Source organism: Mesorhizobium sp. M2D.F.Ca.ET.226.01.1.1, from assembly GCF_004022705.2.
In the GTDB taxonomy this organism is placed as follows: Bacteria; Pseudomonadota; Alphaproteobacteria; order Rhizobiales; family Rhizobiaceae; genus Mesorhizobium.
Window position 1 is genome coordinate 56,800 of sequence record NZ_RZOY02000008.1, and the last position, 25,947, is coordinate 82,746.

Consider the following 25,947-nt stretch of genomic DNA (forward strand, 5'->3'; position numbering starts at 1 on the left):
CCCTTGTGGGAGAAGGTGGATCGGCGCGCAGCGCCGAGACGGATGAGGGGTGTTCCAGCGGAGTGAGACGCCAAAACATCCAAGGAATTTAAGCGCTTACGCCCGAGAGGTCGCGATCCTTCCAACACCCCTCATCCGGCCGAGCTTCCTCGTCCACCTTCTCCCACAAGGGGAGAAGGGAAAGGCGGCGCTACCCAAATTTCCCCGTCCGCGGGAAACCCTTTGGCACCATGCGGCCGGCGGCGGCGCGGGCGCCGATCCACTCGGCCAGTTCCTCGCGCGATTTGGTGAAGGTGCGATCGGCCGAATCCTGCCAGGACAGGCCGGTTTCCAGCGTGAAGGTCTTCAGGTCCAGCACGCCGCCGTCTTTGTATTTCTGCAGGCGCACGCCCTTGCCCCGCGCCATCTCCGGGATTTCGGCGAGCGGAAACACCAGCAGCTTGCGGTTCTCACCGACGATGGCGAGATGGTCGCCCGACACCGGAATGCAGCGCTTGGCTTCGTCAGGCGCCTTGACGTTCATCACCTGCTTGCCCTTGCGGGTGTTGGCGACGACCTCTTCCTCCGAAACAATGAAGCCATTGGCATCGTAAGAGACGAGCAGCAGCTTGCGCTTGGGGTCATGGACAAAGGCGGTGACGATGTCCTGGTCGTTCTCCATGTCGACGATGATGCGGATCGGTTCGCCATGGCCGCGCCCGCCCGGCAGCCGGTCGGCGCCGATGGTGTAGAACTTGCCGCCGGTGGTGAAGACCAGGATCTTGTCGGTGGTCTGCGCATGGAAGGCGAGCTTCAGGCTGTCGCCTTCCTTGAAGGCAAGCTGCGAATAATCGGTCAGATGGCCCTTCATGGCGCGCAGCCAGCCCTTTTCAGACACGACGACGGTGACCGGCTCACGCTCGATCATGGCATGCGCGATGTCGGTCAGATCATGCTCGGGCGCGTCGGCGAACTGGGTGCGGCGCTTGCCAAGCTCGGTCTCAGGCCCGAACTTGTCACGGACCTGGGTGACCTCCCACTTGATCGTCGACCATTGCTTGGCGTCCGACGCCAGCAGGGCCTCGATCTGCTTCTTCTCGGCGGTCAGGCCATCGAATTCCTTGCGGATCTCGATCTCTTCAAGCTTGCGCAAGGCGCGCAGGCGCATGTTGAGGACGGCTTCGGCCTGGTTGTCGGTGAGCGACCAGCGGGCCATCATCACCTGCTTGGGCTCATCCTCCTCGCGGATGATCCGGATGACCTCGTCGATATTGAGATAGGCGATCAGATAGCCGGCAAGGATTTCCAGCCGCTTCTCGATCTCGCCGAGCCGGTATTTCGAGCGGCGGATCAAGACCTCACGGCGGTGATCGAGCCACTCCTTCAACACGCCCTTGAGCGAGAGCACGTTCGGCACCTTGCCGCGCGACAGCACGTTCATGTTGAGCGGGAAGCGGCTCTCGAGCTCCGTCAGCTTGAACAGCGATTCCATCAGGATGCCGGGATCGACGGTGCGGCTCTTCGGCACCAGGACGATGCGGATATCCTCGGCGCTCTCGTCGCGGATGTCTTCGAGCAGCGGCAGCTTGCGCGCCATCAGGAGCTCGGCGATCTTCTCGATCAGCCTCGCCTTCTGCACGCCGTAAGGGATCTCGGTGACGACGATGCTCCAGGTACCCCTGCCCTGGTCCTCCTGCCCCCATTTCGAGCGCACGCGAAAACCGCCGCGGCCCGTCTCGTAGGCTTCGAGGATCGAGGCGCGGCTGTCGACGATGATGCCGCCGGTCGGGAAATCCGGTCCCTGGACGAAATCCATCAGCTTGGCCACCGGCGCGTCCGGATGCTCGATCAGATGCAGTGCTGCGTCGCAAAGCTCGGCGGCGTTGTGCGGCGGGATCGAGGTGGCCATGCCGACGGCAATGCCGGAGGAGCCGTTGGCGAGCAGGTTGGGGAAGGCGCCGGGGAGGACGGACGGCTCCTCGTCCTCCTCATTGTAGGTCGGCCGGAAATCGACAGCGTCCTCGGTGATGCCGGCAAGCAGCTCGGTCGCCACCTCGGTCATGCGCGCTTCGGTGTAGCGCATGGCGGCGGCGTTATCGCCGTCGATATTGCCGAAATTGCCCTGCCCGTCGACCAGCGGGTAGCGCATCGAGAATTCCTGCGCGAGCCGCACCAGCGCATCATAGATCGACTGGTCGCCATGCGGATGGAACTTGCCCATCACGTCGCCGACGATGCGGGCGCATTTGGCGAAGCCCTGATCGGGGTTAAGCCTGAGCAGCCGCATGGCATGCATGATGCGGCGATGGACCGGCTTCAGTCCGTCGCGCACATCCGGCAGCGCCCGGTGCATGATCGTCGACAGCGCGTAAGCCAGATAGCGCCGCTCGAGCGCTTCCTTCAGATCGACCGGTTCGATTTTGTCGCCGCCGCCATTGTCATCGGGCGGCAAAAGCCTTTTTCCCATGGATTTGGACTAGCCGAGCGGGCGATTCGCGGCAAGCGCCGCGTGAGCATCGGCGCATTCGTCGCGGCCGCGAATGCCTGACCGGCGGTGTGAAGGATTTCACGGAAGCGGCAGGGCCGCGGCGGCACTTTGCCGGCGATCTGCAACAAGCCGCGTCGGCAGCATGACGCCGGCCAACATCAATCTGTTACATGCGGGTTCTATCTGGCATGCAACGCGCTGGCGGAGGGTCGCGGTCTTCATGACATATTCACCGCATCGAGAAATGGCTGCCTCCCGGCGTTTGCTTTTCATCGCCATTTTCGACAAATGGAGCGGGACAATGCCTTTCTCCCGTCCCGTTCGTCACGGAATGGTGAGGGAGCAGGAATTCAAAACACCTTCAGGACAGGGAACTCGCCAATGACAATCAAACGCTCAATGCTCAAGAAACTGGCATTTTCGACCTTTCTGCTGACCCTGCCGCTCAACGCCGCCTTCGCCGCCGATCCGGCCGTGGCCGAGCGCGTCAAGTCCATGCTCGCCGCCCAGGGCGTCGACATTTCCTGGACCGGCGTCTCCGGCGACGATTCGAACGTCACGTTGCAGGCCGTATCCATCAAACCTGCTGCCGAGAAGGAAGCGCTGCCGATCGGCGACGTGAAATTGGAGGGCGTCAGCGAGGCCGATGGCGGCTTCGACATTGCGACTGTCTCAACCTCGGCCTTCTCGCGCACCCAGGACGACGTGACGCTCATTCTCAGCCCCTTCATCATCCATGACATGAAGGTTCCGGCCGAGGGCAACACGGATCCGCTCGGTTCGCTAATGATGTACAAGTCGGCCGAGCTTTCGAACATGACCGTCAAGAAGGGCGAGAAGACCGCCTTCTCGATGGACGGGCTTGCCGTCGAGATCACCCCGCCGGCTGACGGCAAGGCGATGAACTTCACCGCCAACACCGAAAAATTCACTGCCGACCTGTCGCTGGTCGACGATCCCAAGTCGAAGGAAGCCATCGAGGCGCTCGGCTACCAGAACATCTCGGGCAATATCGACATGGCCGGCAGCTGGCAGCCCAGCGACGGCAAGATGGAGCTGTCGAAATACGACATCTCGGTCGAAAATGCCGGCACGCTCGGCATGACCTTCAACCTCGGCGGCTACACGGTCGACTTCATCAAGTCGATGCAGGAGATGCAGAAGAAGCTCGCCTCGCAGCCGGAAGGCGCCGACAATTCCGCCCAGGGCATGGCCATGCTCGGCCTGCTGCAGCAGCTCTCCTTCAACGGCGCCTCGATCCGCTACCAGGACGATTCGCTGACCGGAAAGGTGCTGGACTATGTCGGCAAGCAGCAGGGCATGTCGGGCAAGGACGTTGCCAACCAGGCCAAGGCGATCGTGCCGTTCGGGATGGCGCAGCTCAACAATCCCGAGCTGACGGCGGAGGTCTCGTCGGCCGTCAACACCTTCCTCGACGATCCGAAGAGCCTGGAAATCTCGGCCGAGCCGCCGTCGTCGGTGCCGTTCGCGCTGATCATGGCCGGCGCCATGTCCAACCCGCTCGACCTGCCCAAGACGCTCGGCGTCAAGGTCAAGGCGAACCAGGACTGATCGAACACGTCAGCTCCAAACGAAAGCCCGGCAGCGATGCCGGGCTTTTTTGTTGGGCCGATTTATTGAGAAGAAAGAAAGGCTTGGCTCGGAGTCCTAGCCTTCCTTCTTCGTCACCGCTACGCGCAGCGACAGCTCCCGCAGCTGCTGCGGGGTCGCTTCCGAAGGCGCGTTCATCAACAGGTCGTAGGCCTGCTGGTTCATCGGGAACATGGTGACCTCGCGCAGGTTCTTGGCGCCGACCAGCAGCATGACGATGCGGTCGATGCCGGCCGCCATGCCGCCATGCGGCGGGGCGCCATACTGGAAGGCGCGATAGAGACCGCCAAAGCGCTCTTCCACGGTCGCGCGGTCGAGGCCGACCATCTCGAAAGCCTTGACCATGGTCTCGGGCAGATGGTTGCGGATGCCGCCGGACGCGATCTCGAAGCCGTTGCAGACCATATCGTACTGGAACGCCTTGATGCCGAGCGGCTCCTCGCCGTTTAGCGCATCGATGCCGCCTTGCGGCATGGAGAACGGATTGTGGGCGAAGTCGATCTTCTTCTCGTCCTCGTTCCATTCGAAGAACGGGAAGTCGACGATCCAGCAGAGCTCGAAGCGCTCGCGGTCGACGAGATTCAGCTCCTCGCCGGCGCGGGTGCGCGCGGCGCCCGCGAAAGTGACGAACTTCTTCGGGTCGCCGGCGACGAAGAACGCGGCATCGCCATCGGCAAGGCCGAGCTGCTGGCGGATCGCCTCGGTGCGCTCCTCGCCGATGTTCTTCGCGATCGGGCCGGCGCCTTCGAGTTTCTCACCTTCCTTGCGCCAGAAGATATAGCCCAGCCCGGGCTGGCCCTCGCTCTGCGCCCAGGAGTTCATGCGGTCGCAGAAGGCGCGGCTGCCGCCGGTCTTGGCGGGAATCGCCCAGACCTCGGCCTTCGCATCATTGGCCAGGATGTTAGCGAACACCTTGAAGCCCGAATCGCGGAAGTGATCCGACACTGCCTGCATCTCGATCGGGTTGCGCAGGTCCGGCTTGTCGGAGCCATATTTGCGCATGGCCACGTCATAGGGGATGCGCTGGAACTTCTGCGTCACAGGCTTGCCGTTGGCGAACGTCTCAAAGACGCCGCGCAGCACCGGCTCCATGGTGGAGAGCACGTCGTCCTGCTCGACGAAGCTCATCTCCAGGTCGAGCTGATAGAATTCGCCGGGCAGGCGGTCGGCGCGCGGATCCTCGTCGCGGAAGCAGGGCGCGATCTGGAAATAGCGGTCGAAGCCCGAAACCATGATCAGCTGCTTGTACTGCTGCGGCGCCTGCGGCAGCGCGTAGAAGGTGCCGGGATGGATGCGCGACGGCACCAGGAAGTCGCGCGCGCCTTCCGGCGACGACGCCGTCAGGATCGGCGTCGAAAATTCGGTGAAGCCGACCTCGCCCATGCGCTTGCGCATCTCGGCGATGATTTTCGTCCGCGCCACAATATTTTTGTGCAGCGTCTCGCGGCGCAGGTCGAGGAAGCGATATTTCAAACGGATGTCTTCCGGGTATTCCGGCTCGCCGAACACCGGCAGCGGAAGTTCCTTGGCGGCCGACAGCACCTCGATCTCGCGCGCGAAAATCTCGATCTCGCCGGTCGGCAGGTTCGCGTTGACGGTCTCCGGCAGGCGCGCCTTGACCTCGCCGTCGACGCGGATCACCCATTCGCCGCGCACGATCTCGGCCACCTTGAAGGCCGGCGAATCCGGATCGGCGACGATCTGGGTCAGGCCGTAGTGGTCGCGCAAATCGATGAAGAGCAGCCCGCCATGGTCGCGCACGCGATGCACCCAGCCCGACAGGCGGACGGAATTGCCGACGTCGCTCTTTCTCAACTGGGCACAGGTGTGGCTGCGATAACGATGCGTGGTCATTGGTAAAGTCCGGAAATTGCGGGGCTCAGCCCGGCCTGAAAATTGGCGCGAAAAGCGCATGAGAGGCCGGCTTTGTCAAGGCAACCGCTCACACAGGCGCCGCTTCCGCCGTTCAGGCAAAATGGATTTGCGCGCCCTGGCTTTGGAAATCGGCGAGCGTGGCGGCGGGTGCTGTCTTTTCCACCACGAGATGGCGGATCGCATCGGCGCCGGCGACACGATACGGCGCAGCAGTCGCAAGCTTATCATTGGTGACGGCGATGACGATGCCGGCGCTGTTTTTCGCCATTGCGCGTTTCACTTCGGCTTCGGCCGAATCGAAGGCGGTGATGCCGCGCGAAACGTCCAGCCCGCAGGACCCCAGGAAGAACAGATCGGCGCCGAGCTGCGCCACGGCGGCGAGCGTGTCGGCGCCGACGCAGGTGCCGAGGTCGGGCACATAGCGGCCGCCGAGCACGATCAGCTCGACCAGCGGAAGGTCGGTGAGCGCCGAGGCGACGCCGAGCGAATTGGTGGCAACGGTCAGTTGGATGTCGCGCGGGATCGCCCTGGCGAGCGCTTCATTGGTCGTGCCGCCATCGATGAACAGCGACTGCCCCGCCACGAGCAGCCCCGCCGCCGCTTTCGCCAGGCGCGTCTTCTCCTCGACCGCATGACGGCTACGCTGGCTGAGCGTGGCGGCGGCAAAGGGCGCCGAGGCGACCGCGCCGCCATAGACGCGGCGCAACTGTCCCGCCTTGGCAAGTTCCCTGAGATCGCGCCGTACCGTGTCCTCCGAGACGCCGAAACGGCTGGCGAGCTCGCCGGCCAGCACCTTTCCGTGCGCCCCAAGCTGATCGCGAATGAGTTGATGGCGTTCTTCGGTGAACATGCACGATCCTATTTATTTGTGCATGTTATTGCATTTTTTGCCCGTTCTTGCAAGAAAAGTCCGCTGCCGGCCCGAGAGGCGGCCCCGCCAAAATCTCCTTGCTGGATGTCCGTGATGACCCGTGGCCTGAAACTCGCTCCGCAGCACCGCGTCTATGCCGGCTTTGCGATCTATTCCTTCGCGATGGGCAACATTTTCCCGCGCCTGCCCGACATCAAGCATGCCATGCGGATCGAGGACGGCACGCTCGGGCTCGCCCTGATCGGCACGCCGATCGGCACGCTGATCGCGCTGACGCTGGCGGCGCCGATCCTGGAGCGCGTCGGCTTTCGCCGCGCGCTGCTCTGGCTGGTGCCGCTGCTGGCGATCGCCTATGCCGGCGCGGTGCATGCGCCAGGCCCCGCCGCTTTGTTCCTGATGCTGCTCCCGGTCGGACTGATGATCGGCAGCATCGAAATCATCCTGAATGTCGAGGCCGACAGGACCGAGTTCCTGCTTCAGCGCCGCATCATGAACCGCGCGCATTCGTTCTGGAGCATCGGCTTCTTCGGCGCCGGGCTGTTCGGCGGCGCGCTGGCGCATCTCGGCCTGTCGCCGCAATTGCATCTGGCGCTGGTGGCGCCGATGGTGGCGGTTGCCATGGCGCTGTTCCTCGGCGGCTTCGAGCCGGCGCCCGCCCGCTTCGCCGTAGCCGGCGACAAGGCGCCGATGTTTGCCCGACCGACGCTGCCGATCCTTATCCTCGTCGCGGTAACGCTGTCGGCGATGCTGATGGAAGGCGCCAGCATGGACTGGTCGGCGATCTATATGCGCACGGTGTTCGAGTCCGGCCCGTTGACCGCCGGCTTCACCGTAGCGCTGTTCGCCTTCTCGCAGGCTGCGACCCGCTTCTTCGCCGACAGCTTCGTCGACCGCCATTCGCCGAGCGGCGTGGCGCGCGTGCTGTTGGCAGCGATGGCTGCCGGCGTGGTCATCGTCTTCTTCTCGCCGCTGCCCTTCGTCTCGATGCTGGGCTTCGCGCTCATGGGCATCGGCTGCAGCGCCATTTTCCCGCTGGCGATTTCAGCGGCGGCCCAGATGACGGATCGCTCCGCCGCGATCAACGTCGCCGCGCTGTCGCAGATCTCCTTCGTTGCCTTCCTGCTCGGACCGCCGCTGCTCGGCTTCGTCTCCGATCATTGGGGCATCCGCTCGGCCTATGGCATCGGCATACCGTTCATCGTGCTCAGCCTGGCGGCCGCGGGCGCACTCGGCCGGCGGGCTTTGCCGGACAGGTCTGGATCCGGTTCGACTGGAGAAAGGGTGCCGGCGCGGGCCTATGAGGCATGAACGGCTCTTCCTTGCGCACGTCGCGCGATTTCGCACGGGAGAATCCGGCAATCGGGCCACCGCTTACACTGCGGCGGCTTGACGAAAGCGCGCGCGGCTGAAATTGAAAGAGGCCTCATACTGTGCCAAAAGCGATTTGATGCACGTCATCACCACACAAGAAGAACTCGAGAGCGTTGTCGCGGCGTTCGAAAAGTCGGAATTCGTTACCGTCGATACCGAATTCATCCGCGAGACGACCTTCTGGCCGATCCTCTGCCTGATCCAGATGGCCGCGCCTGGGATTGAGGCGCTTATCGATCCTTTGTCGCCCGGCATCGACCTGAAACCGTTTTTCCGGCTAATGGCCAACGAAGCGGTGCTGAAAGTCTTCCACGCGGCGCGCCAGGACATCGAAATCATCGTCCATCTCGGCAATCTGGTGCCGCATCCGGTGTTCGACACGCAGGTGGCGGCGATGGTCTGCGGCTTCGGCGACAGCGTTTCCTATGACCAGCTCGTCCAGAAGGTCACCGGGGCGCGGCTGGACAAATCCTCGCGCTTCACCGACTGGCGGCACCGGCCGCTCTCGGACAAGCAGCTCGAATACGCGCTTGCCGACGTCACCCATTTGATCAAGGTCTACCAGCATCTCAGCGCCGAGCTGAAGCGCGAGGACCGCGCGCATTGGCTGAACGAGGAGATGGATGTCCTCACCTCGCGCGAGACCTACGATCCGCATCCCGAGGATGCCTGGAAACGGCTGAAGATGCGTCTGCGCAAGCCGCAGGAGTTGGCGATCGTGCAGGCCGTTGCCGCCTGGCGCGAGCGTGAGGCGCGCGAGCGCGACGTGCCGCGCGGCCGCGTGCTCAAGGACGATGCTATCTACGAGATCGCGCAACAGGCGCCGCGCGACGCGGCCGCGCTCGGCAAGCTGCGCACCACGCCGAAGGGCTGGGAGCGCTCCGCGACGGCAACCGCACTGCTCGGCGCGGTCAATGCGGCGCTGGCCTTGCCCAAGGACGCAATGCCGAAACTGCCGAAAAGCGTGCAGCCGCCGGAGGGATCAAGCGCGGCCGCGGAACTGCTCAAGGTGCTGCTCAGGATCGTCGCCGAGAAGGAAGGCGTCGCCACCAAGGTGCTTGCCTCCAGCGACGATATCGATCGCATAGCGGCCGAGGGCGACGAAGCCGACGTGCCGGCGCTGCAGGGCTGGCGGCGCGCCGTCTTCGGCGAACAGGCGCTGCGGCTGGTGCGCGGCGAGATCGGCATCAAATTCGACAAGCGCCGGATCGCGGTGTTCGATCTGTAGCGCCTCTCCTTCTCCCCTTCTTGTGGGAGAAGGGGGTCAGACCACCCCGAGCAGGTGGAGCGCGAACCAGATCCAGGCGAGTAAAAGTACGCCTGCGCCGAGGAAGAAGACGCCGGTGCGGTGCGGTACATAGTTTCCGTCGAGATGCACCCAGGCGTGAATATAGCGCGTGACTATGAACAGCCACATCAGCGTCAGCGTCAGGTAGTTCACGCCGTTGGTGACGAACAGCGCCAGGCATAGCGCGTAAAAGAGAACCGGCAGCTCGAACTGGTTGATCAGATTGTTGGCAACGGTGACGCTCGAGGCCGGCTCGGTCGAGCGGAGCTTGTACTGGCTGATCCTGGCTTCGCCCGACTTCAGGGCACCATAGCGCCGCTTCAGCATCACCAGGTAGACGATGTAGACCAGGAGCACATGCGCCAGCATCGGCCAGAAGATGGCGGTCTGGTGCATATGTGCGCTCCTCCTCCCGTCAGCGCCGCTGCCCGGCTAGCGCGAAGACCGCGATGACGAAGAATGGAATCGCCAGCAAGGCGAATTTGGTGACGGTCAGCAAAGAGGCGAACGCCAGAGAATCGGGATTGGCCGACTGAAAATCGGACAACAGCCGCGCGACGGCGAGGTTCTGCGCATAATCGGCGACCGTATAGGGCAGCACCAGGACAAGCGCGAACAAGGCCTGCGCCTGCGTCGGCATGGCGCGGAACGTGCTGAGCCGCCGGCCGAAGGCAAGGATCAGGCTGACCAGCGTCAGCGACAGCAGCGCCGGAAACAACAGATCGAAGGTCAAATAGTGCCAGACGATGATGATCTCGCCGCCGCGCCGGCCAAGCGCGGTCAGCCACGCCATGCCTTCATCCGGCGAGAAGCCGGCGATACGCATGTCGAGCGAGAAAAGGCCGCCACTCAGGCGCTGGAAATAGAAAAACTCCAGCGCCGTCATGACAAGAAAAAGTGCAATCGAGGCGATAGAGAGTGCCGCCGCGTGACGCGACAGCCGCAGCACCGCCGCACTCAAATCACGCCACAGTCCGCCCTGGCGGTCGGACTGATCGGCCTCCCGATCAAATTCCGCCCGGGTAATTTGGGCTTTCGCGGGTGATCGTGACGTCATGGGCGTGGCTTTCACGAAGTCCGGCGTTGGATATGCGCACAAAGGTGGCGCGCTCGCGGAAGTCTGCAAGGTCACGTCCACCCACATAACCCATAGCCGCTTTCAGGCCGCCCGCAAGCTGGTGCAGCACGCCAGCCACAGGTCCTTTGTAGGGAACCTGCCCTTCAATGCCTTCGGGAACCAGTTTCAGAGTGTCGCGGACCTCGGCCTGGAAGTAGCGATCAGCCGAGCCGCGCGCCATGGCGCCGACCGAGCCCATGCCGCGGTAAGCCTTGAAGGAGCGGCCCTGGTGCAGATAGACCTCGCCCGGGCTCTCGTCGGTGCCTGCAAGCAGCGAGCCGATCATGGCGGCACTTGCGCCCGCGGCCAGTGCCTTGGCCAGATCGCCCGAATATTTGATGCCGCCATCGGCAATCACGCTCACGCCAGCCTTGCTGGCCGTCTCGACCGCCGACATGATCGCCGACAGTTGCGGAACGCCAACACCGGCGACGATTCTGGTGGTGCAGATCGAACCCGGGCCAATACCGACCTTGACCGCGTCGGCGCCGGCGTCGATCAGCGCCTTCGTGCCGTCGGCGGTGGCCACATTGCCGGCGAGGATGCGCACCGAATTCGACAGCTTCTTTGCCCGCGCCACCGCGTCCAGCACGCGCTGCGAATGGCCGTGCGCGGTGTCGATGACCAAAAGGTCGACGCCGGCGTCGATCAGGCGCTCGGCACGCTCGAAGCCGTCATCGCCGACGCTGGTGGCCGCGGCGGCGCGCAGCCGGCCCTGGGCATCCTTGGTGGCATGCGGATTGAGCTGCGACTTCTCGATGTCCTTGACGGTGATCAGGCCGACGCAATTGCCGTTCCTGTCGACCACCACCAGCTTCTCGATGCGATGCTTGTGCAGCAGGCGCTTGGCCTCGTCCTGGTCGACATTCTCCTTGACCGTGATCAGGTTCTCACGGGTCATCAGCTCGTAGACCTTCTGCGCCGGATCGGAGGCAAAGCGGACGTCGCGGTTGGTGAGGATGCCGACCAAGCGGCCGACCGTGTGGCCGCCGGTGCTGCCATTTTCGACCACCGGAATGCCGGAAATGCCATTGGAACGCATCAGCGCCAGAGCGTCGGCGAGCGTGGCGTCCGGGCCGATGGTGACCGGGTTCACCACCATGCCGGATTCGAATTTCTTGACCTGCCGGACCTGCTCGGCCTGCTCGGCCGGGGTCAGGTTGCGGTGGATGACGCCGATGCCGCCGGCCTGCGCCATGGCGATCGCCAGCCGCGCCTCGGTGACGGTGTCCATGGCGGCCGACAGGATCGGCACGTTGAGATCGATGTCGCCGGCAATGCGGGTGCGGATGTCGGTCTCACCCGGCATGACCTCGGAATGACCGGGCTGCAAGAGCACGTCGTCGAAGGTCAGCGCCAGCGCGCCGGTGGACGTTTCGATGATTTTTCCCATGGCCAGTCCTTTTGAATGCGGAAAAGGCGCTGGGCCAAGATGGCCAGCGCCGACTCTGATCTTCCCTTTCAGGATTGGCGCTGGCTGGTAACACGTCCTGTCGCGGTTGAAAAGGAGATCGTTGCGCCAATCGCAACGTGTTGCGCCTGGCTACTTTCCAGCCACCAAAGGCTGTGTTCGCGCAAAAGTGACAGCAATTTAATGCGACACCCGGGCCAATGCGTGATAACCGCCGGGCGTGCCGGCTCGCCCCCAGCCTGGCTCCAGATTGGTGAAGACAAGTCAGGGCGTTCCCTTGAACCGCATTATCCCGCTCATCCTGGCGGTCGCTCTTTTCATGGAAAACATGGATTCGACCGTGATCGCCACATCGCTGCCGGCGATCGCCGTCGACATCCACACCAGCCCGATCGCGCTAAAACTGGCGCTGACGGCCTATCTGGTGTCGCTGGCGATCTTCATTCCGATCAGCGGCTGGATGGCGGACCGGTTCGGCGCCAAGAACGTGTTCCGCGCCGCGATCGGCGTCTTCATTGCCGGCTCGGTCGCCTGCGCCTTCGCCAATTCGCTGCCGGCTTTCGTGGTGTCGCGCTTTATCCAAGGCATGGGCGGCGCGATGATGACGCCGGTCGGACGCCTGGTGCTGGTGCGCGCCACGCCGAAGAGCGAGCTGGTGGCGGCGATGTCCTGGCTGACGGTGCCGGCGCTGGTCGGCCCCCTCGTCGGCCCGCCGATCGGCGGCTTCATCACCACCTATTTCACCTGGCACTGGATCTTCCTCATCAACGTGCCGATCGGCCTCATCGGCATGTGGCTCGCCACGCGCTATCTGCCGGAGACCGCGCCGGCCGAGACGCCGCCGCTCGATTTCCCCGGCTTCGTGCTTTCGGGGCTGGCCGCTTCCGGCGTCGTCTTCGGCCTTTCCGTGGTCAGCCTGCCGGCGCTGCCGCCGATCGTCGGCTTCATCACGGTGGCCGTCGGCTTGGTGTCGGGCGTGCTCTACCTGATCCACGCCCGGCGTGCCGAGAATCCGCTGCTGGCGCTGGAGCTGTTCCGCAACCAGGTGTTCCGATCCTCCGTGCTCGGCGGCTCGCTGTTTCGCATCGGCATCGGCGCGGTGCCATTCCTGTTGCCCTTGATGTTCCAGATCGGTTTCGGACTGACGCCCTTCCAGTCCGGCATGATCACCTTCGTCTCCGCGATCGGCGCCATCGGCATGAAGTTCGTGACCGCGCTGCTCTTCCGCATTGCCGGCTTCCGGCGGGTGCTGATCTGGGGCTCGCTTGTGGCGGCCGCCTCGATCGCCATCTACGGTTTGTTCACGCCGCAGACACCCTATGCGCTGATGCTGGCGATCCTTCTGGTCGGCGGCTTCATCCGCTCGATGTTCTTCACCGGCGTCAACGCGCTCTCCTATGCCGAGATCACGCCCGCCGACACCAGCAAGGCGACGCCGATCACCGCGGTCTTCCAGCAATTGTCGATCGCGCTCGGCGTGGCGCTGGCCGGCGGCATCCTGGAAGTGTCGACGTCGATCCATGGCGGGCCGCTGACGCTCAGCGACTTCCATATCGCTTTCTTCATCGTGGCGGCGGTGTCCGCCGCGGCGTCGATTACCTTCATGCGGCTGGCGCCGGAAGCCGGCAACGCGGTGTCGGGGCATGGCCGGCTAACCACGCCGAAGACCCTGGAAACGGTGGGGACGGCAGGGAAGTAGGGCGCCGCTTCTCCTTCTCCCTTTGGGGGAGAAGGTGGATCGGCGCGCAGCGCCGAGACGGATGAGGGGTGTTCCAGCGGAGTGAGACGTCGGCTTTCCCTGGAGCACCCCTCATCCGTCGCCTTCGGCGACACCTTCTCCCACAAGGGGAGAAGGGGGAGCTCGGCCTTTAAACTCCTTCGCCAGCAGGTAAAGCTCCACCGACTCATCGCGCGACGCCGGCGGCTTCACATGATGGACGGACCGAAAATTCTGCTTCAGGAGCGACAAGAGCTCGTTCTCGGCACCGCCCTGGAATGTCTTAGCGAGGAAATGCCCGCCAGGCTTGAGCACGTGCAGCGCGAAATCGGCCGCGACTTCGCACAGATGCATGGTGCGCAGATGATCCGTGCGGCGGTGGCCCGTGGTCGGCGCGGCCATGTCGGACAGCACCACGTCGGGCTGACCGCCAAGCGCTTCGGCAAGCTTTTGCGGCGCGTCGGGATCGAGGAAATCCATCTGCAGGATGGCGGCGCCCGGGACCGCGTCCATTTCGAGATAGTCGATGCCGACGACGTGCGGGCTGTCGGCACTCGACTTCGTGCGCGCGGCCGCGACCTGGCACCAGCCGCCGGGGGCGGCACCGAGGTCGATGACCTTCATTCCTGGCTTCAGCAGATGATGCTTGTCGTCGATCTCGATCAGCTTGTAGGCCGCGCGGGAGCGGTAGCCGTCGGCCTTCGAGCGCTGCACATAGGGGTCGTTCATATGACGCTCGAGCCAGCGGCGCGACGATTCCTTCAGCCCGCTCTTCTTCTTGATGCGGGTCTTGAGCACGCGCAGGCTGGCTGAGCCCGGCTTTTCCGGTTTCTTCGTCATGACCGCTCATCCTCGCGCATGATCTTTTCCAAAAACCGGCTTCCACTTTTTGGGATCATGCGCGGCGCCCGCCATCGCGCCAGACACCGTCGTCGGCCATCAGTTCGCTCAGGATCCCCTCGCGCAGGCCGCGGTCGGCGACACGCAGCCGCTCGGACGGCCAAACGCCGCGGATCGCTTCCAGGATGGCGCAGCCGGCGAGCACCAGGTCGGCGCGGTCGGCGCCGATGCAGGGATTGGCGCAGCGCTGCTGGAAATCCCAGCCGATCAGCCGCTCGATCATGCGGTCGACGCTGTTGCGGTCCATCCACAGCCCGTCGACGCGGCGGCGGTCGTAGCGCTCGAGATCGAGATGCACGCCGGCAAGCGTGGTCACAGTGCCGGAGGTGCCGAGCAGGTGAAAGTTGGGGCTGGCCAGCACATGCGCGAGCCGGTCGCGGCCGTCGAAGACCTTCAGGCGCGCAGCCACGTCGTCCACCATCGCGGCGAAGGTCTCGCGCGTCACCGTGCGGCCGCCAAAGCGCTCTGCCAACGACACCACGCCGACGGGAAGCGAGGTCCACGAAACGATGTGGTTGGCGAGCCGCGGCGAGCGCCGCCCGGTGAGGTCAATCAGCGCGATCTCTGACGAGCCGCCGCCAATGTCGAAAAGCACCACGCCTTGCGTGTCGCGCTCGACCAGCGAACCGCAGCCGGAGACCGCGAGGCGCGCCTCGGTCTGGCGGTCGATGATCTCCAGTTTCAGTCCGGCCTCGCGCTCGACCCGATCCAGGAATTCGAGGCCGTTCGCGGCCGAGCGGCAGGCTTCGGTGGCGATCAGCCTGGCTTTCCTGATCTTGCGATTGCGCAACTTCTCGCCACAGACCTTCAGCGCCTCGACGGCACGATCCATCGCGGCCTGGCCGAGCCGGCCGCTGGCCGTCAGCCCTTCGCCCAGCCTGACGATGCGCGAAAAAGCGTCGATGACGCGGAATTGGCCGTGCCGGGCGGGCACCGCGACGAGCAGCCGGCAATTGTTGGTGCCAAGGTCGAGCGCGGCGAACACCGGCAGTTCCTGGTGCGGCGGGCGTGGCGGCGCCTGGATCGGCGGGCTTGGCTCACTCCGCGCTGGCGTGCCCTGGGCTTGGCTTGCGGAGATGGCAACCGGCGCGGATGGCGGCGCGGCGCCGTTCTCGTCGCGCGCAAACACCTTGCGGCCGCGCCTGCGCTTGCGGCGCTTGCGCGTCTTGCCCTTCGGCTGCTCGCCTTGATGATCGGCCTTTCCCTGGCCGGTATGTCGCTGATCGGCATGTCTGGCATGCGCGCCCGCATGGCGGCTGAATCGCCCCGCGGGCGGGCCCGCCGATTGCGTCGGCGATGCCCCGGACATGCCCACTGCCGACGCGCCCGCGCCGGTGTCGTGGTCTTCCACTTCAGTTCCTTCCGGCGCCGCGCGAACCGGGAACGGACGCAGCAGGCACCTCGATTTGTTTCAAGTTGACGACAGAGTAGCAGCGCGCCCTGCAATCACCAAGAGCACGTGGCCCGAATTTTGCTGACGTCACATTTGCCGAAGTCACGTTGGGGCAATGTCTTGCCAGTTGAATAGCCGGCTTCGATCAGGCATGTCTGAAATGACTATACGCGGGCGACGTAGTGCCAATCCGGACGAATGAGCTGCAACGCATGATGACGACGCCATGAATTGGAGGCGCTATTTCTGGCCGGTCATAGGCATCGCGGCGGTGGCCTTCTCGCTGTGGCTGCTCATTCACGAACTGCGCGGCATTTCACTCAACGATGTCTGGACCGGCATCGCCGCCATCCCGCCGCGCGGCTGGGTGCTCGCCGCGCTGAGCTCGATGGTCGCCTACGCATCGCTTGCCGGCTACGACCACATCGCGCTGCTGCATATCGGCAAAAAGGTTTCGTGGCTGTTCGTCACGCTGTGCTCGTTCACCACCTATGCGGTGTCGCACAATATCGGCGGTTCGGTGTTTTCCGGCGCTGTGATCCGCTACCGCGCCTATGCCACGCGGGGGCTGACCGGCCAGGAGGTCGGCGTGCTGGTGGCGATCTGCTGGTTCACCTTCATCCTGTCCAGCCTTTTTCTCGGCGGCCTGGTGCTCTTGCTGGAGCCTCAGGTCATCGATCGTTTCACCGGCGCGCCGCATCACGGTGCCGCCTTCGCTGCCGGACTCGCCATGCTCATCCTCGTCGGCGCCTATGCCTTCGGCAGCTGGCTGGGGCTCAGACCGCTGAAGATCGGCTCCTTCCAGCTGCACTATCCGGCGCTCCCGATCGTCGCGCGGCAATTGCTGATCGGACCGGTAGAGCTCCTTGCGGCCGCCGCGATCATCTATTTTGCCCTGCCCCAGGCCGGCAATCCCGGCTATTTCGTGGTGCTCGGCGTGTTCATGGTGTCGTTCTCGATCGGGCTCCTGTCGCATGCGCCGGGCGCGCTCGGCGTGTTCGAGGTTGTCTTCCTCACCGGTCTTTCGGACATGGACCCGGTGGGCGTGCTGGCCGCGCTTCTGGTGTTCCGCCTGTTCTATCTCATCATCCCGCTTGTGATCGGGCTGGCCCTGGTGCTGTTTTTCGAGCATTCGCAATATAGCAAGGGCGAAGGCTGAAGGCTTCCAAGCGCCCTGCGGAAGGACCTCGGAAAAAAGGCTGCGATTGATCTCAGTTGCGGGCTTGACTATTTTCCGATGGCGGCTACAAGGCAGCGCTCGCGGCACATGAGCCGCTTGGCTAGCGCGATACCAGACGCGCCTGCTGGGGAATAGGTTAACGGTAGACCCACGGACTCTGACTCCGTTAGTCCTGGTTCGAATCCAGGTTCCCCAGCCAAACAAAATCAAGCACTTAGCGTTTGCTGTATCGACCCTAACAGCGACTATATTGCGTTTGTGTCGCGTCAAGCTCCCAAGAGAGCCTTTTCGGCCGCCGCCAAAGCCGGGAAAAGACCATGCTGGAGGCAGAGGTGTTGGCCCACATCATTGCCGACAAGATGGAGCATCTTCATGGCGTCCCTATCGGGTTCAGGTGAACCACGAACTTGCCTTCATCGTGGTGCCCCCGCTGAACCGAGTGGACAATTGTCAAGACGGCCCGCTGCCTCGCGGTGGCGGGCTTTTTTACCGGCAATATGCGCCGTCGTTGCGGACAACATGTAGTTGACGTAACGTTAATGAAGGCGCAATCATTTCGGATTGTGCAGGGTTGAGGGCGTTTCAATGAAACTCGTTGTGTTTGGCGTAGCAATGGTACTGGCCGCCACCGGAGCAGCTGTTGCGAAAGAGAAGAAAAAGGTGGCGACCGCTCCGGCTGCAACCTCGTGTTCTACAGCTCATATGAAGGCTGGTAGCAGCAAGCCGGCACCGAAACTGGATTGCAAGTCGACAGGCACGGTGGTTGTTGCGCGTCCGTCAAATCAGGCCGCAAATTTCCTGGACCATCACCTAGGGTACGACACCGATCCGTGGATCCCAATTGGCTATTGATGGCAGCTTTCGGCCACCGGGCCTTTTTCACGTCGCAGTGATGTCGCCTGGAGTTGCCGATAGTCTGCTGTTGGAAATCGAGGGGAACGGCTAGTAGAGAGGCGCGACACAGGCGCCCGCCAGCCGAAACCTGTTTAGGGCTTGGCTCCTTTCTTTACAACGATGTTGCGCATCTTGACGGTGATCCCTTCAGGCTGGATCGCAGTGAACTGTGACGCGAGACCGTATTTCTCCCATTCGGGCCCGAAGCCCGCCATCACCGGACCGAGACAAAAGCCAAACCGTTTCGGATTCTTGGCGACATCGGGCTCGCACTGGTTGGTGATGTAGCAATGCGGCGCCTGATTGGTCGGGACGTTGTCGGCCGAATAGATCATCTTGTCGTCGCAGGTGACCCGTATCCAGCCCGTCCTATCGGCCGCCCATCGGATCTTCATGGAAAAGGCCACCCACGAACCGAAGCGGGCCGGCGCCTGGCACACGTTGCCGAGGAAGGTGACACCTTTGGTTGCGTCTGCCTTCAGCATATAAAGAAAGTTGTGGATGAACGTTCCCTCCCAACTGGCAATGCGAAGTCGGCTGTCCAAACCGTCCGGCAGGAAGGCTATCGCCTGGCCGTTGAAGAAACCGCGGTAGTTGAACGATGGATCGACCCACAGGTCGAACCGATACTCCATGCTCTCGCCCGTTTTCCCGTCCGGGCCTATCAGTGTGGAGCGTATGTTGCCGTTGTGGCAGTCGTTCTCGCCACGGCCGTCACCGTAGTCCACGCTGCTGCATTTCCGGTCGAATATCTGGAAAGTGGTGACGCCGCCCTTCGTCACCGGTCTCAATGGCCCGTTCAGCCCGTGGTTCTTAAAGCCGGCAGGAAACCGGTCGGCCAGCGCGGAGCTTGCGAAGAGCGCAGCCGCCAACGTCACAAACAGGAGAATGCACAGTTTCATGCTCCCCTCCCCGAATACTGACAGGGGAGGCTATCAGCGAGGTGCCGACCAGGCAATCAAGCGCCTGCCGTCGCTGTTGAACTCCTCGTATGACTTGCCACGCGACTCGGCTCCTGGCTGATAAGCTAATGCTGTCTCGTGACAAGCTGACGCACAAAGGCCAACGCTTGGCGTTTGCAACCGCTGCTCACCATCCATCCAAGAACTTCCAGCGGATTTTCGAGAACGGCGTTTTCCGGAAGCGCTTTTATTTCGATCAAAGCCGATGTCTTGTTGGTCTCGACGACAAGAGATTTTACGTCGGCGGGAATGGGGTCCGAAAGAGAGTAAGTGGGCTTGCCGGCGCTCCAGACCAAGCCGTTCAACGACTGTCCACTGCCAAGGCGAACCGAGAACACCGCGCTTTCACCGATTCCGCGACGTGCCAGAACCACTTCGCCGTTGCGGATGCAGCCGGGAGCGGATTCTTCGATGGAAATCGCCCAGGGATCGTCAAGTCCAGTCGGTTTGGACTGGTCGGCGGTGGTGCGTGCGCTCCCGATTGACTCGGTCCTCCGGCGCTCGTTCGTCAAAAGGCTCGCTATCAGGGCCAGGCTTGAAGGCCCTGACTGACCGTCGCTGGCCCGCTGCGGACTGCCGGATGTCAGGGCATCCTCAGTGACCACCAAGGCTGCGGGACCTGAAATGGGATTCACGCTGCCGTCCTCGCCGAGCAAGGTGACGACCGCACCAGCTGGCACGTTGATGACGTCGCCTGGCATAAAGATCTTGCCTGGCGGCAGTTCATCCACCACCGGCTCAGTTGACAGGACCACATACTGGCTGCCGGCCACCGCGCGTTGCGCCGTGACAAGAACGGCCGCGGCAAGGACCAGAGAGGCGATTTGGACGATCGGACGCATGAGGCTCATGTCATGATGGCCCTATTTGCCGGCAAGATGAATGTCTGCCCGGAAGCGTCCGCTTGCAAGGCGGCCATGATGAAAAGCGATCAGGGCGTCCTGCGGATAGTTTGTGACCAACAGCTCGAACGCCGCCGTCGCGAGCTCATCGCCGGTGGCAAGCAAGGCGTACGCCTTTGCATATTCCTCGCAAAGTATAATATTTTCCGACGTACGGCTCATTGCCTCGAAAGCCTCGATGCCTTGGTTCTTGCCCTTGAGGTGCAGAACTCCTACAGGGCGCAGTAAGAACCGCGCTGTTTGTTTTGCGACTTCCGCGCTTATGCAATTTTTCGTGCCGATGTACTTGTTTGCGCCCTCCAATCTGGCGGCAGTGTTTACCGTGTCTCCAATAGCTGTGTAGTTGAAGAACCGATTTCCCCCGAAGTTGCCGACGATTGCCGGCCCGCCATGAATACCTATGCGGGTGGCGCCGAATGAATGGCCTCGTCCCGCCAATCTTTCTCGCAGCCGCTGCGCCAGGTCCTGCACGGCCAGCGCCAGGGAAACCGCCCGCTCCGCCTGGTCATTTTGCGCTACCGGGGCCCCGAAGAAGCCGACCACTGCATCGCCGATAACCTTGTCGATGGTTGCACCATGCTCAATGAACAACTCGCAGAGCCCGTGCAGATATTCGTTCAAAACCTCTGCGAGGACCTCTGGCGCGAGTTTCTCGCTGAGAGACGTAAATCCCTCGACGTCCGTGAATACACAGGTGACGTCTCGCCTCTCGCCACCGAGATGGAGAGCGTTGGGTTCCTTGACGATCGCTGCAACGACGGCCGGACTGACATATTTCGAGAACGCGTTCTGTATGAAGTGGCGAGCGTTCGCGTCCCGTCGCCAAGCCAGGAAGCCAACGAATGCCGACAGACCGAGCACCAGCAATGCAGGGGCGACCATCGGCACGAGTATTGCGAACCTCGCGAAGGCCCACGCCTCACCGATCCACACCAGCAGCACCGCACCGGCGACCGCGAGAGGTTTGAAGACCACCGGGATCGGCCGCGAAACGATCCACAAGCAGAACAGCCCGACAAGAAGCATCGGCGCGTAGCCCATCGCGGGCCAAGGAATCGTTATTCTGTTCCCGGACAAGAGTCGGGCCAACGAGTGGGCGTGGATTGCGACGCCAGGGAGATCACCGATTTCCGCGCCGCTCAACAACGCGAACGGTGTCGGATGACGGTCTATTTGCTGTAGGTCCACGCCGATAAGAACATATTTCCCCTCGAACCAACTGAGCGGTGCCAGCGGAACGGCCTGTGCCGGATAGGTTGAGAAATTGAAGGGCAAGCTGTTGGCCGTTCGGTAGTAGACCATTTCCTCCGGCCTGCGGCCGCTGCTAACGCCGGTTGCTGCTGCGATTGCCGCAGCAAAACTTGGCGTCCATCCCCCCTCAACCTCTCGACCGGGAAAAGCTCCACGGACCACGCCGTCGAGATTGTCATGCAACAATGCCGCAAGGCCCCGTTTTGCCGACGGAGCGAACGCGTTGAGATAGTCGGACTGCCTCTGGGTGAGGCCATCAGCGCGCGACGCCGAGGCGATCACCACGGGCACGCTGGCGGCTTCGATAACAGTTTCGAGCCGGGTATCCTTTTGCGGCTCTGTTGCCTGGTCGAACAAAAGGTCGATACCGATGACAAGAGGGTGGGCCGACTCGATCCGGGCCACGATGTCCGCCAAGAAGCCACGGTCCGGAGGTGAGCGGTATCGAAAATTCGCCAGGGTCTGTTCCGTTATCGAGACCACAACAATATTGCGCGGAGCCTGGGTGAATGGCGAGATCGAGACCATCATCATGTCGCGCAGGATATTCTCCAGCGGCGGTGACACGAGAGCAGTCGAGACGCCCAGCAGAACCAGATAGGCCAGCGATGCGGCGATGCCGCCTCGCTGCACGCTGACGATCCGGCCAACTGTTCGCACGCCGAATTGGACCCCAAGCCTCTGGAAGCGCTACTCGCTGCCAGCATATCCGCTCAGGTGCATCAAGCAAATTGCGCCCCTTGCATGGGGATGCATGACGCAGCACCGAATCGGTGTTTGCCAACAATCATTTCGGAGCTGCAGGCCACCCGGACGCAGCCTCGGCTATAGCTCTTTTCGGTTGCATTAGCCTCTGCTACAGTTCCTTGGGGAGCCGTTTCTGCCATGCGCAGCGCTTTCATTCTTTTGGTTTTATTGTTCGTTGCCATTTCGGGACAGGCAGCCGCCGAAAAACGCGTAGCGTTGGTAATTGGCAATTCGGCCTACCAGCATGCCGTCCAACTCGCCAATCCAAAGAACGATTCGTCCGACATGAATGCCAAGCTTCAAAGCCTTGGCTTCGAGGTTGTCAGCGGCCAGGACCTCGACCTCGCGGAAATGCGTCGCACGGTGCGCGAGTTCCTGGAAAAGCTCGACGGTGCCGATATGGCGCTGTTCTTCTATGCCGGGCACGGGCTGCAGGTGAATGGCAACAACTACATGGTGCCGGTCGATGCCGAATTGTCAGGCTACAATGACCTCGACTTCGAGGCCCTTCCGATGGACCTCGTACTTTCAGCGATGGAGCGCACCGCTAAGGTCAACCTCATATTTCTCGATGCCTGCCGGGACAATCCGTTCGCGGAGAAGCTTTCCCGGTCGATGGGGACGCGCTCCGGTTCCGTCAGTCGGGGGCTGGCCAGGCTTGGCAGCGGAGTCGGCACCCTCATAGCATTCGCAACGCAACCAGGTAATGTCGCCATGGACGGAGCAGGGCGGAATTCTCCATTCACGGCCGCACTGGTCGCTCACCTCGGGACGCCGGGGCAGGATATTACGCATGAGCTTATCGATGTGCGTCGCGATGTGCTGGCTGCGACGGAGGGCAAGCAAGTGCCGTGGGAGAACTCTTCTCTCACCGGCGAGGTTGTGTTGAAGCCTCTCGCGACGGAATCGAAGGTGGCATCTGTCCCCGCTTCAAAGTCCACCTCGCCGGACAACGCAGTCGAACTTGCATATTGGGCGACCATCAAGGACTCCACCGACAAGAGCTTCTTCGAGGCATATTTGCAGCAATTTCCGGACGGCGCCTTTGCCCCCCTTGCGAGCTTGAAGATCAGCGCGATCGACAAGCGCACCGAAACGGAACGGCAGGTGGCGCAGCTGCCGGAGGCGGAGCGCGCCACTAAGGCGACCGACGATTACAAGGGAACGGAAGTCGCAAGCCTTGAACGCCCCGATCCCTCGGCGCAGTCATCGGCACCTACCCCGGACCCCGGCCTTGCGCGCTCCACTCAAACGGAACTCTCTCGCATAGGATGCCTTGAAGGCCAGGCTGACGGAAAATGGGGAGCCAGCAGCCGCAAAGCGCTTCAGAACTATGCGGATCGGCAAGGTGTCAAGCTTGCATCGTTGGAACCGACAGCGGGACTTCTGGAAAGACTTAGGGCGGTCGGAACTCGTATCTGCCCGCTTGCTTGTGAGGACGGAATGAGGGTGCAGGGCGATCGTTGTGTGCCTCAGACCAGTGGGCTGAGCGCTTTCAATGGAACATGGAAATTAGTCAGACGGGCTACAACGGACTGCGGAGATTGGCGAGAACTCTCATCATTGGTCGTCATAAGTGACGGCAAAGTATCGTCTGACGCCGGATTTACAGGAAGCATTTCTGGCAGCGGCGCCGTCAATATGAAACTGACCTTTGTTCATAAAGGAAGAACAGGCGGAAACACCCTGACTGGCATCATCAAAGGTGACAATGGAACCGGCAAATTTAGAGGGACTGGAGCTGGCAGCGGGTGTTCAGGCAAGATTTTCATGGAGAGAATGTAGAAATGCGGAGCCGGCCGTCGTCCGCACCCACGTTGAAAAGCGAATGCTTCCAGGAACCCCAGCCAAACTGGATGCCCTTTGGACAAGACGGCCCCCGAGGCTTGCCCCGACGACAGGGCCGCGCAACGCGATGGATGTTACTTCGCGATGTTCGTACCTTGGCATTTTCAGATCGCGCAAATGACGATAGAAGACCGCAGATATCCCGGCGAGCTTGCACGCACCCCCCAGTAGCCATCTGACGATGGCCCCTCGTCGTCTGATTTCGCGCAACCGAACCGCAATTATGCTGCACCGCAACAAAGACGGTGGTAAGGTTCGATGGAGATTGTGACGAGGGCTTGATTATGCCGATCGGCGACAACCTGCCGACCCAGTCGGAGCAGACCTTTCTCAATTTGTTTGAGCCGCCGCCTCAGGTCATTGAGCCTGCCATCCGGGCCTGCCGTTTGTTCAATACGGCGCTCGACGCCATTTTCTATGATGTGCCGACCCTGACCGCCCAGCTCACAGAAAAGGACGCTCCCATGAGCGCTCGTGGTGAAAAGGCGCCCTCTCGCATAGTCCAGTTCGACGCCCTCACCAACCCGGAGGGTTCGCTCCTGCTCATAGATGCGACGACAGCGCCTTACGTGCACAAATACACGAACGTAGAGTTGTTCCTCGCCTCGCCCTACCAGGAAACGCGTGACGTTGAGATTGCGACGATCACAGGAGTCGGGAGTTCGGCGCTTGGAAGTGCGGCGCTCGCGTGGGACATCTCGCTTGCGCTCGAAAAGTCCGTCCTCGCCATCGTGCCGGGATACGGCATGGCGGACGTCATTCTTCAGGCGCTTGGTGGTTGGTTTGGTTTCGGCCTCTACGACTATTTGCATGCCAAGAGCCTGATCCAAAACGGCCTGGCGAATGTCGCGCCGCAAACCGCCAGCATTGGCCGCCGACTATCGGCCTCGACGCCCGACGCCAAGACCGTGCACGGCGCGCCCGTCTTTCGTCGAGGCTCAGGTTCGTCGGATGTGTTGCACGCGCTCCTCACCTATCGGGAGGCGCCATTCAAGCTGTTGGTCGGACACAGCAAGGGAGCACTGCAGATCGGGGACGCGATCCGCTCGTTCGCTCCGGAGCGGACCCATGCACTTCGCGTTGTGACACTTGGCTGTCCGATCGCGTCGAATGTCGATGGGGTGAGCTATTATCAGTATCTCGGGCTGTACGATGCTCTGGGACAACTCAACATGTGGGGAAATTTGCCTGACCGGTGGACTCCCACCTGGCACAGCACGAACCCCATTCTGCCGCCTGCGATGGCCGCGGGAAAGTACGCGGAAGATGCGATACCGGCCCCAGATCAGAATCAAAACGGGTATCTCTGAGACTTCTTCGACAACCCGCCAGGTCAGCCCGGCTACGGCAGATCGAGTTCAACGGTTTGGCGCTGATTGTGGAGAACTCAACGCCCCTCACCGACTGCCTTGGCTGACTCCCGCTGATCTGCCAGTTATATTAGCAATCAACCATATATTAACGGCTGCGGCGCAGCCTGCTCGAATCGGGAATGTCCCGATCGACGATCCGGCGCTCAAATGTGCCGAGACGCTCGACCGATGCGGAGCAAACGCATGAGTGTCGAAACAGCATTGGCGCAACTATTGCGCATGATTCACCGCCGTGCCCTGAATTTGGCGGAACTGCCGGACGATGAGAGAGATCCATACTACGACAGCATCCGCCGATCATGTTGCGGAGCGGCCGAGCATATCGGGCAATCCCCCGACAACGCAGCCATCACCGCAAACAGTATGGTTGAATTTACCCGGGCGATGGTCGGCATCATCGAGGCGGGCCGCGGGTAAGCGCGGACGTCGACACGCCCGTGGACGAGCTTGGAAGCGAGAAGCGCGGTTACCGAAGCTCGCAAGGTGATGATTGCCACCGGGGCACTTCGACGATCAAGCTTCCTGGCGATGGTTATCTCGGCTCGTCCCAGATGTTGACGACAGATGCCTGGTTATCGGCATCACAGGGAAACCAATATCCATACGCGTGCCGGACGGCAGCCCGTTCAGCATCCGCGCTGTGCGGCGGCCGTCCTGCGCGTATTTCAAGGCCATACCCATGCGATTCAACGTCTTCAGTATCGACATAGACCTTATCCCTGGTTCGCCAAGGCCATGGCGGAGACAATCCCGCCGCCTTCATGATGGC

Annotated in this window: 21 protein-coding genes and 1 tRNA gene; 10 read left to right on the plus strand and 12 right to left on the minus strand. The window is 62.4% G+C overall.

The window, feature by feature from the left end; genetic code table 11:
• Window positions 1–190: 190 nt before the first annotated feature.
• Window positions 191–2,446, minus strand: coding sequence for a DNA topoisomerase IV subunit A (parC, locus tag EN869_RS19280; RefSeq protein ID WP_127227492.1), 2,256 nt, complete (start codon window positions 2,444–2,446; stop codon window positions 191–193).
• A 402-nt stretch (window positions 2,447–2,848) separates the two neighbouring features.
• Between parC and EN869_RS19285 the strand changes: the two genes are divergently transcribed.
• Window positions 2,849–4,039 (plus strand): hypothetical protein, encoded by a 1,191-nt coding sequence (locus EN869_RS19285; protein WP_127227491.1) that lies wholly within the window; start codon window positions 2,849–2,851, stop codon window positions 4,037–4,039.
• A gap of 96 nt (window positions 4,040–4,135) precedes the next feature.
• Here the strand turns inward: EN869_RS19285 and aspS are convergent, their stop codons facing one another.
• Together aspS and EN869_RS19295 are read right to left on the minus strand one after the other, a co-directional pair.
• Entirely contained in the window at window positions 4,136–5,932 is a 1,797-nt protein-coding gene (gene aspS, locus EN869_RS19290) for an aspartate--tRNA ligase (protein ID WP_127227490.1), read from the minus strand.
• Between the two features lie 112 nt (window positions 5,933–6,044).
• Window positions 6,045–6,803 carry a DeoR/GlpR family DNA-binding transcription regulator gene (locus EN869_RS19295; protein ID WP_127227489.1) on the minus strand — a complete coding sequence of 253 codons (759 nt, stop codon included), beginning with the start codon at window positions 6,801–6,803 and terminating at the stop codon, window positions 6,045–6,047.
• A 114-nt stretch (window positions 6,804–6,917) separates the two neighbouring features.
• Between EN869_RS19295 and EN869_RS19300 the strand changes: the two genes are divergently transcribed.
• Entirely contained in the window at window positions 6,918–8,132 is a 1,215-nt protein-coding gene (locus EN869_RS19300) for an MFS transporter (protein ID WP_127227488.1), read from the plus strand.
• A 139-nt stretch (window positions 8,133–8,271) separates the two neighbouring features.
• Window positions 8,272–9,423, plus strand: a complete 1,152-nt coding sequence (gene rnd / locus EN869_RS19305) for a ribonuclease D (protein ID WP_127227487.1) — start codon at window positions 8,272–8,274, stop codon at window positions 9,421–9,423.
• A gap of 36 nt (window positions 9,424–9,459) precedes the next feature.
• Here rnd and EN869_RS19310 read toward each other — a convergent pair whose 3' ends face one another.
• Genes EN869_RS19310 through guaB form a run of 3 tightly spaced genes read right to left on the minus strand, consistent with a single transcriptional unit; the run spans window position 9,460 to window position 11,993 of the window.
• Window positions 9,460–9,879: an MAPEG family protein gene (locus tag EN869_RS19310; RefSeq protein ID WP_127227486.1), complete on the minus strand. Its 420-nt coding sequence runs from the start codon at window positions 9,877–9,879 to the stop codon at window positions 9,460–9,462.
• Window positions 9,880–9,898: 19 nt separating this feature from the next.
• Window positions 9,899–10,540: a hypothetical protein gene (locus tag EN869_RS19315; protein WP_348630824.1), complete on the minus strand. Its 642-nt coding sequence runs from the start codon at window positions 10,538–10,540 to the stop codon at window positions 9,899–9,901.
• Window positions 10,491–11,993 carry an IMP dehydrogenase gene (gene guaB / locus EN869_RS19320; protein ID WP_127227485.1) on the minus strand — a complete coding sequence of 501 codons (1,503 nt, stop codon included), beginning with the start codon at window positions 11,991–11,993 and terminating at the stop codon, window positions 10,491–10,493. Before guaB ends, EN869_RS19315 begins: the two co-directional genes overlap by 50 nt.
• Before the next feature lie 295 nt (window positions 11,994–12,288).
• On the opposite strand from guaB, the gene EN869_RS19325 reads away from it, so the two are divergent.
• Entirely contained in the window at window positions 12,289–13,710 is a 1,422-nt protein-coding gene (locus EN869_RS19325) for an MFS transporter (protein ID WP_127227484.1), read from the plus strand.
• A gap of 111 nt (window positions 13,711–13,821) precedes the next feature.
• Here EN869_RS19325 and EN869_RS19335 read toward each other — a convergent pair whose 3' ends face one another.
• Together EN869_RS19335 and EN869_RS19340 are read right to left on the minus strand one after the other, a co-directional pair.
• Window positions 13,822–14,568: an RlmE family RNA methyltransferase gene (locus EN869_RS19335; RefSeq protein ID WP_127227483.1), complete on the minus strand. Its 747-nt coding sequence runs from the start codon at window positions 14,566–14,568 to the stop codon at window positions 13,822–13,824.
• A gap of 55 nt (window positions 14,569–14,623) precedes the next feature.
• Window positions 14,624–15,979: a Ppx/GppA phosphatase family protein gene (locus EN869_RS19340; protein ID WP_127227482.1), complete on the minus strand. Its 1,356-nt coding sequence runs from the start codon at window positions 15,977–15,979 to the stop codon at window positions 14,624–14,626.
• A gap of 268 nt (window positions 15,980–16,247) precedes the next feature.
• Between EN869_RS19340 and EN869_RS19345 the strand changes: the two genes are divergently transcribed.
• From EN869_RS19345 to EN869_RS19355, 3 genes are all read left to right on the plus strand, one after another.
• On the plus strand, window positions 16,248–17,180 hold the full coding sequence (locus EN869_RS19345) for a YbhN family protein (RefSeq protein WP_127227481.1): 933 nt from the start codon (window positions 16,248–16,250) through the stop codon (window positions 17,178–17,180).
• 146 nt (window positions 17,181–17,326) lie between these two features.
• Window positions 17,327–17,400: transfer RNA gene (locus tag EN869_RS19350), tRNA-Gln, on the plus strand.
• Window positions 17,401–17,786: 386 nt separating this feature from the next.
• On the plus strand, window positions 17,787–18,053 hold the full coding sequence (locus tag EN869_RS19355) for a hypothetical protein (protein WP_127227480.1): 267 nt from the start codon (window positions 17,787–17,789) through the stop codon (window positions 18,051–18,053).
• Window positions 18,054–18,187: 134 nt separating this feature from the next.
• Here EN869_RS19355 and EN869_RS19360 read toward each other — a convergent pair whose 3' ends face one another.
• The 3 genes from EN869_RS19360 to EN869_RS19370 form a co-directional block, all read right to left on the minus strand.
• The gene (locus EN869_RS19360) at window positions 18,188–18,997 is read right to left on the minus strand and encodes a hypothetical protein (RefSeq protein ID WP_127227479.1); all 810 of its coding nucleotides are present in this window, start codon (window positions 18,995–18,997) and stop codon (window positions 18,188–18,190) included.
• Between the two features lie 125 nt (window positions 18,998–19,122).
• Window positions 19,123–19,908 (minus strand): hypothetical protein, encoded by a 786-nt coding sequence (locus tag EN869_RS19365; protein ID WP_127227478.1) that lies wholly within the window; start codon window positions 19,906–19,908, stop codon window positions 19,123–19,125.
• Between the two features lie 12 nt (window positions 19,909–19,920).
• Window positions 19,921–21,843 carry an adenylate/guanylate cyclase domain-containing protein gene (locus EN869_RS19370; RefSeq protein WP_167498630.1) on the minus strand — a complete coding sequence of 641 codons (1,923 nt, stop codon included), beginning with the start codon at window positions 21,841–21,843 and terminating at the stop codon, window positions 19,921–19,923.
• A 252-nt stretch (window positions 21,844–22,095) separates the two neighbouring features.
• Between EN869_RS19370 and EN869_RS19375 the strand changes: the two genes are divergently transcribed.
• The 3 genes from EN869_RS19375 to EN869_RS19385 all read left to right on the plus strand — a co-directional run bounded on the left by EN869_RS19375 (window position 22,096) and on the right by EN869_RS19385 (window position 25,595).
• Window positions 22,096–23,742 (plus strand): caspase domain-containing protein, encoded by a 1,647-nt coding sequence (locus EN869_RS19375; RefSeq protein ID WP_127227476.1) that lies wholly within the window; start codon window positions 22,096–22,098, stop codon window positions 23,740–23,742.
• A 347-nt stretch (window positions 23,743–24,089) separates the two neighbouring features.
• A complete protein-coding gene (locus EN869_RS19380; RefSeq protein ID WP_127227475.1) occupies window positions 24,090–25,115 on the plus strand; it encodes a hypothetical protein in 1,026 nt (341 codons plus the stop codon).
• Window positions 25,116–25,361: 246 nt separating this feature from the next.
• Window positions 25,362–25,595 (plus strand): hypothetical protein, encoded by a 234-nt coding sequence (locus EN869_RS19385; RefSeq protein WP_127227474.1) that lies wholly within the window; start codon window positions 25,362–25,364, stop codon window positions 25,593–25,595.
• A gap of 96 nt (window positions 25,596–25,691) precedes the next feature.
• Here the strand turns inward: EN869_RS19385 and EN869_RS19390 are convergent, their stop codons facing one another.
• Window positions 25,692–25,886 carry a hypothetical protein gene (locus EN869_RS19390; protein WP_127227473.1) on the minus strand — a complete coding sequence of 65 codons (195 nt, stop codon included), beginning with the start codon at window positions 25,884–25,886 and terminating at the stop codon, window positions 25,692–25,694.
• Window positions 25,887–25,947: the final 61 nt, after the last annotated feature.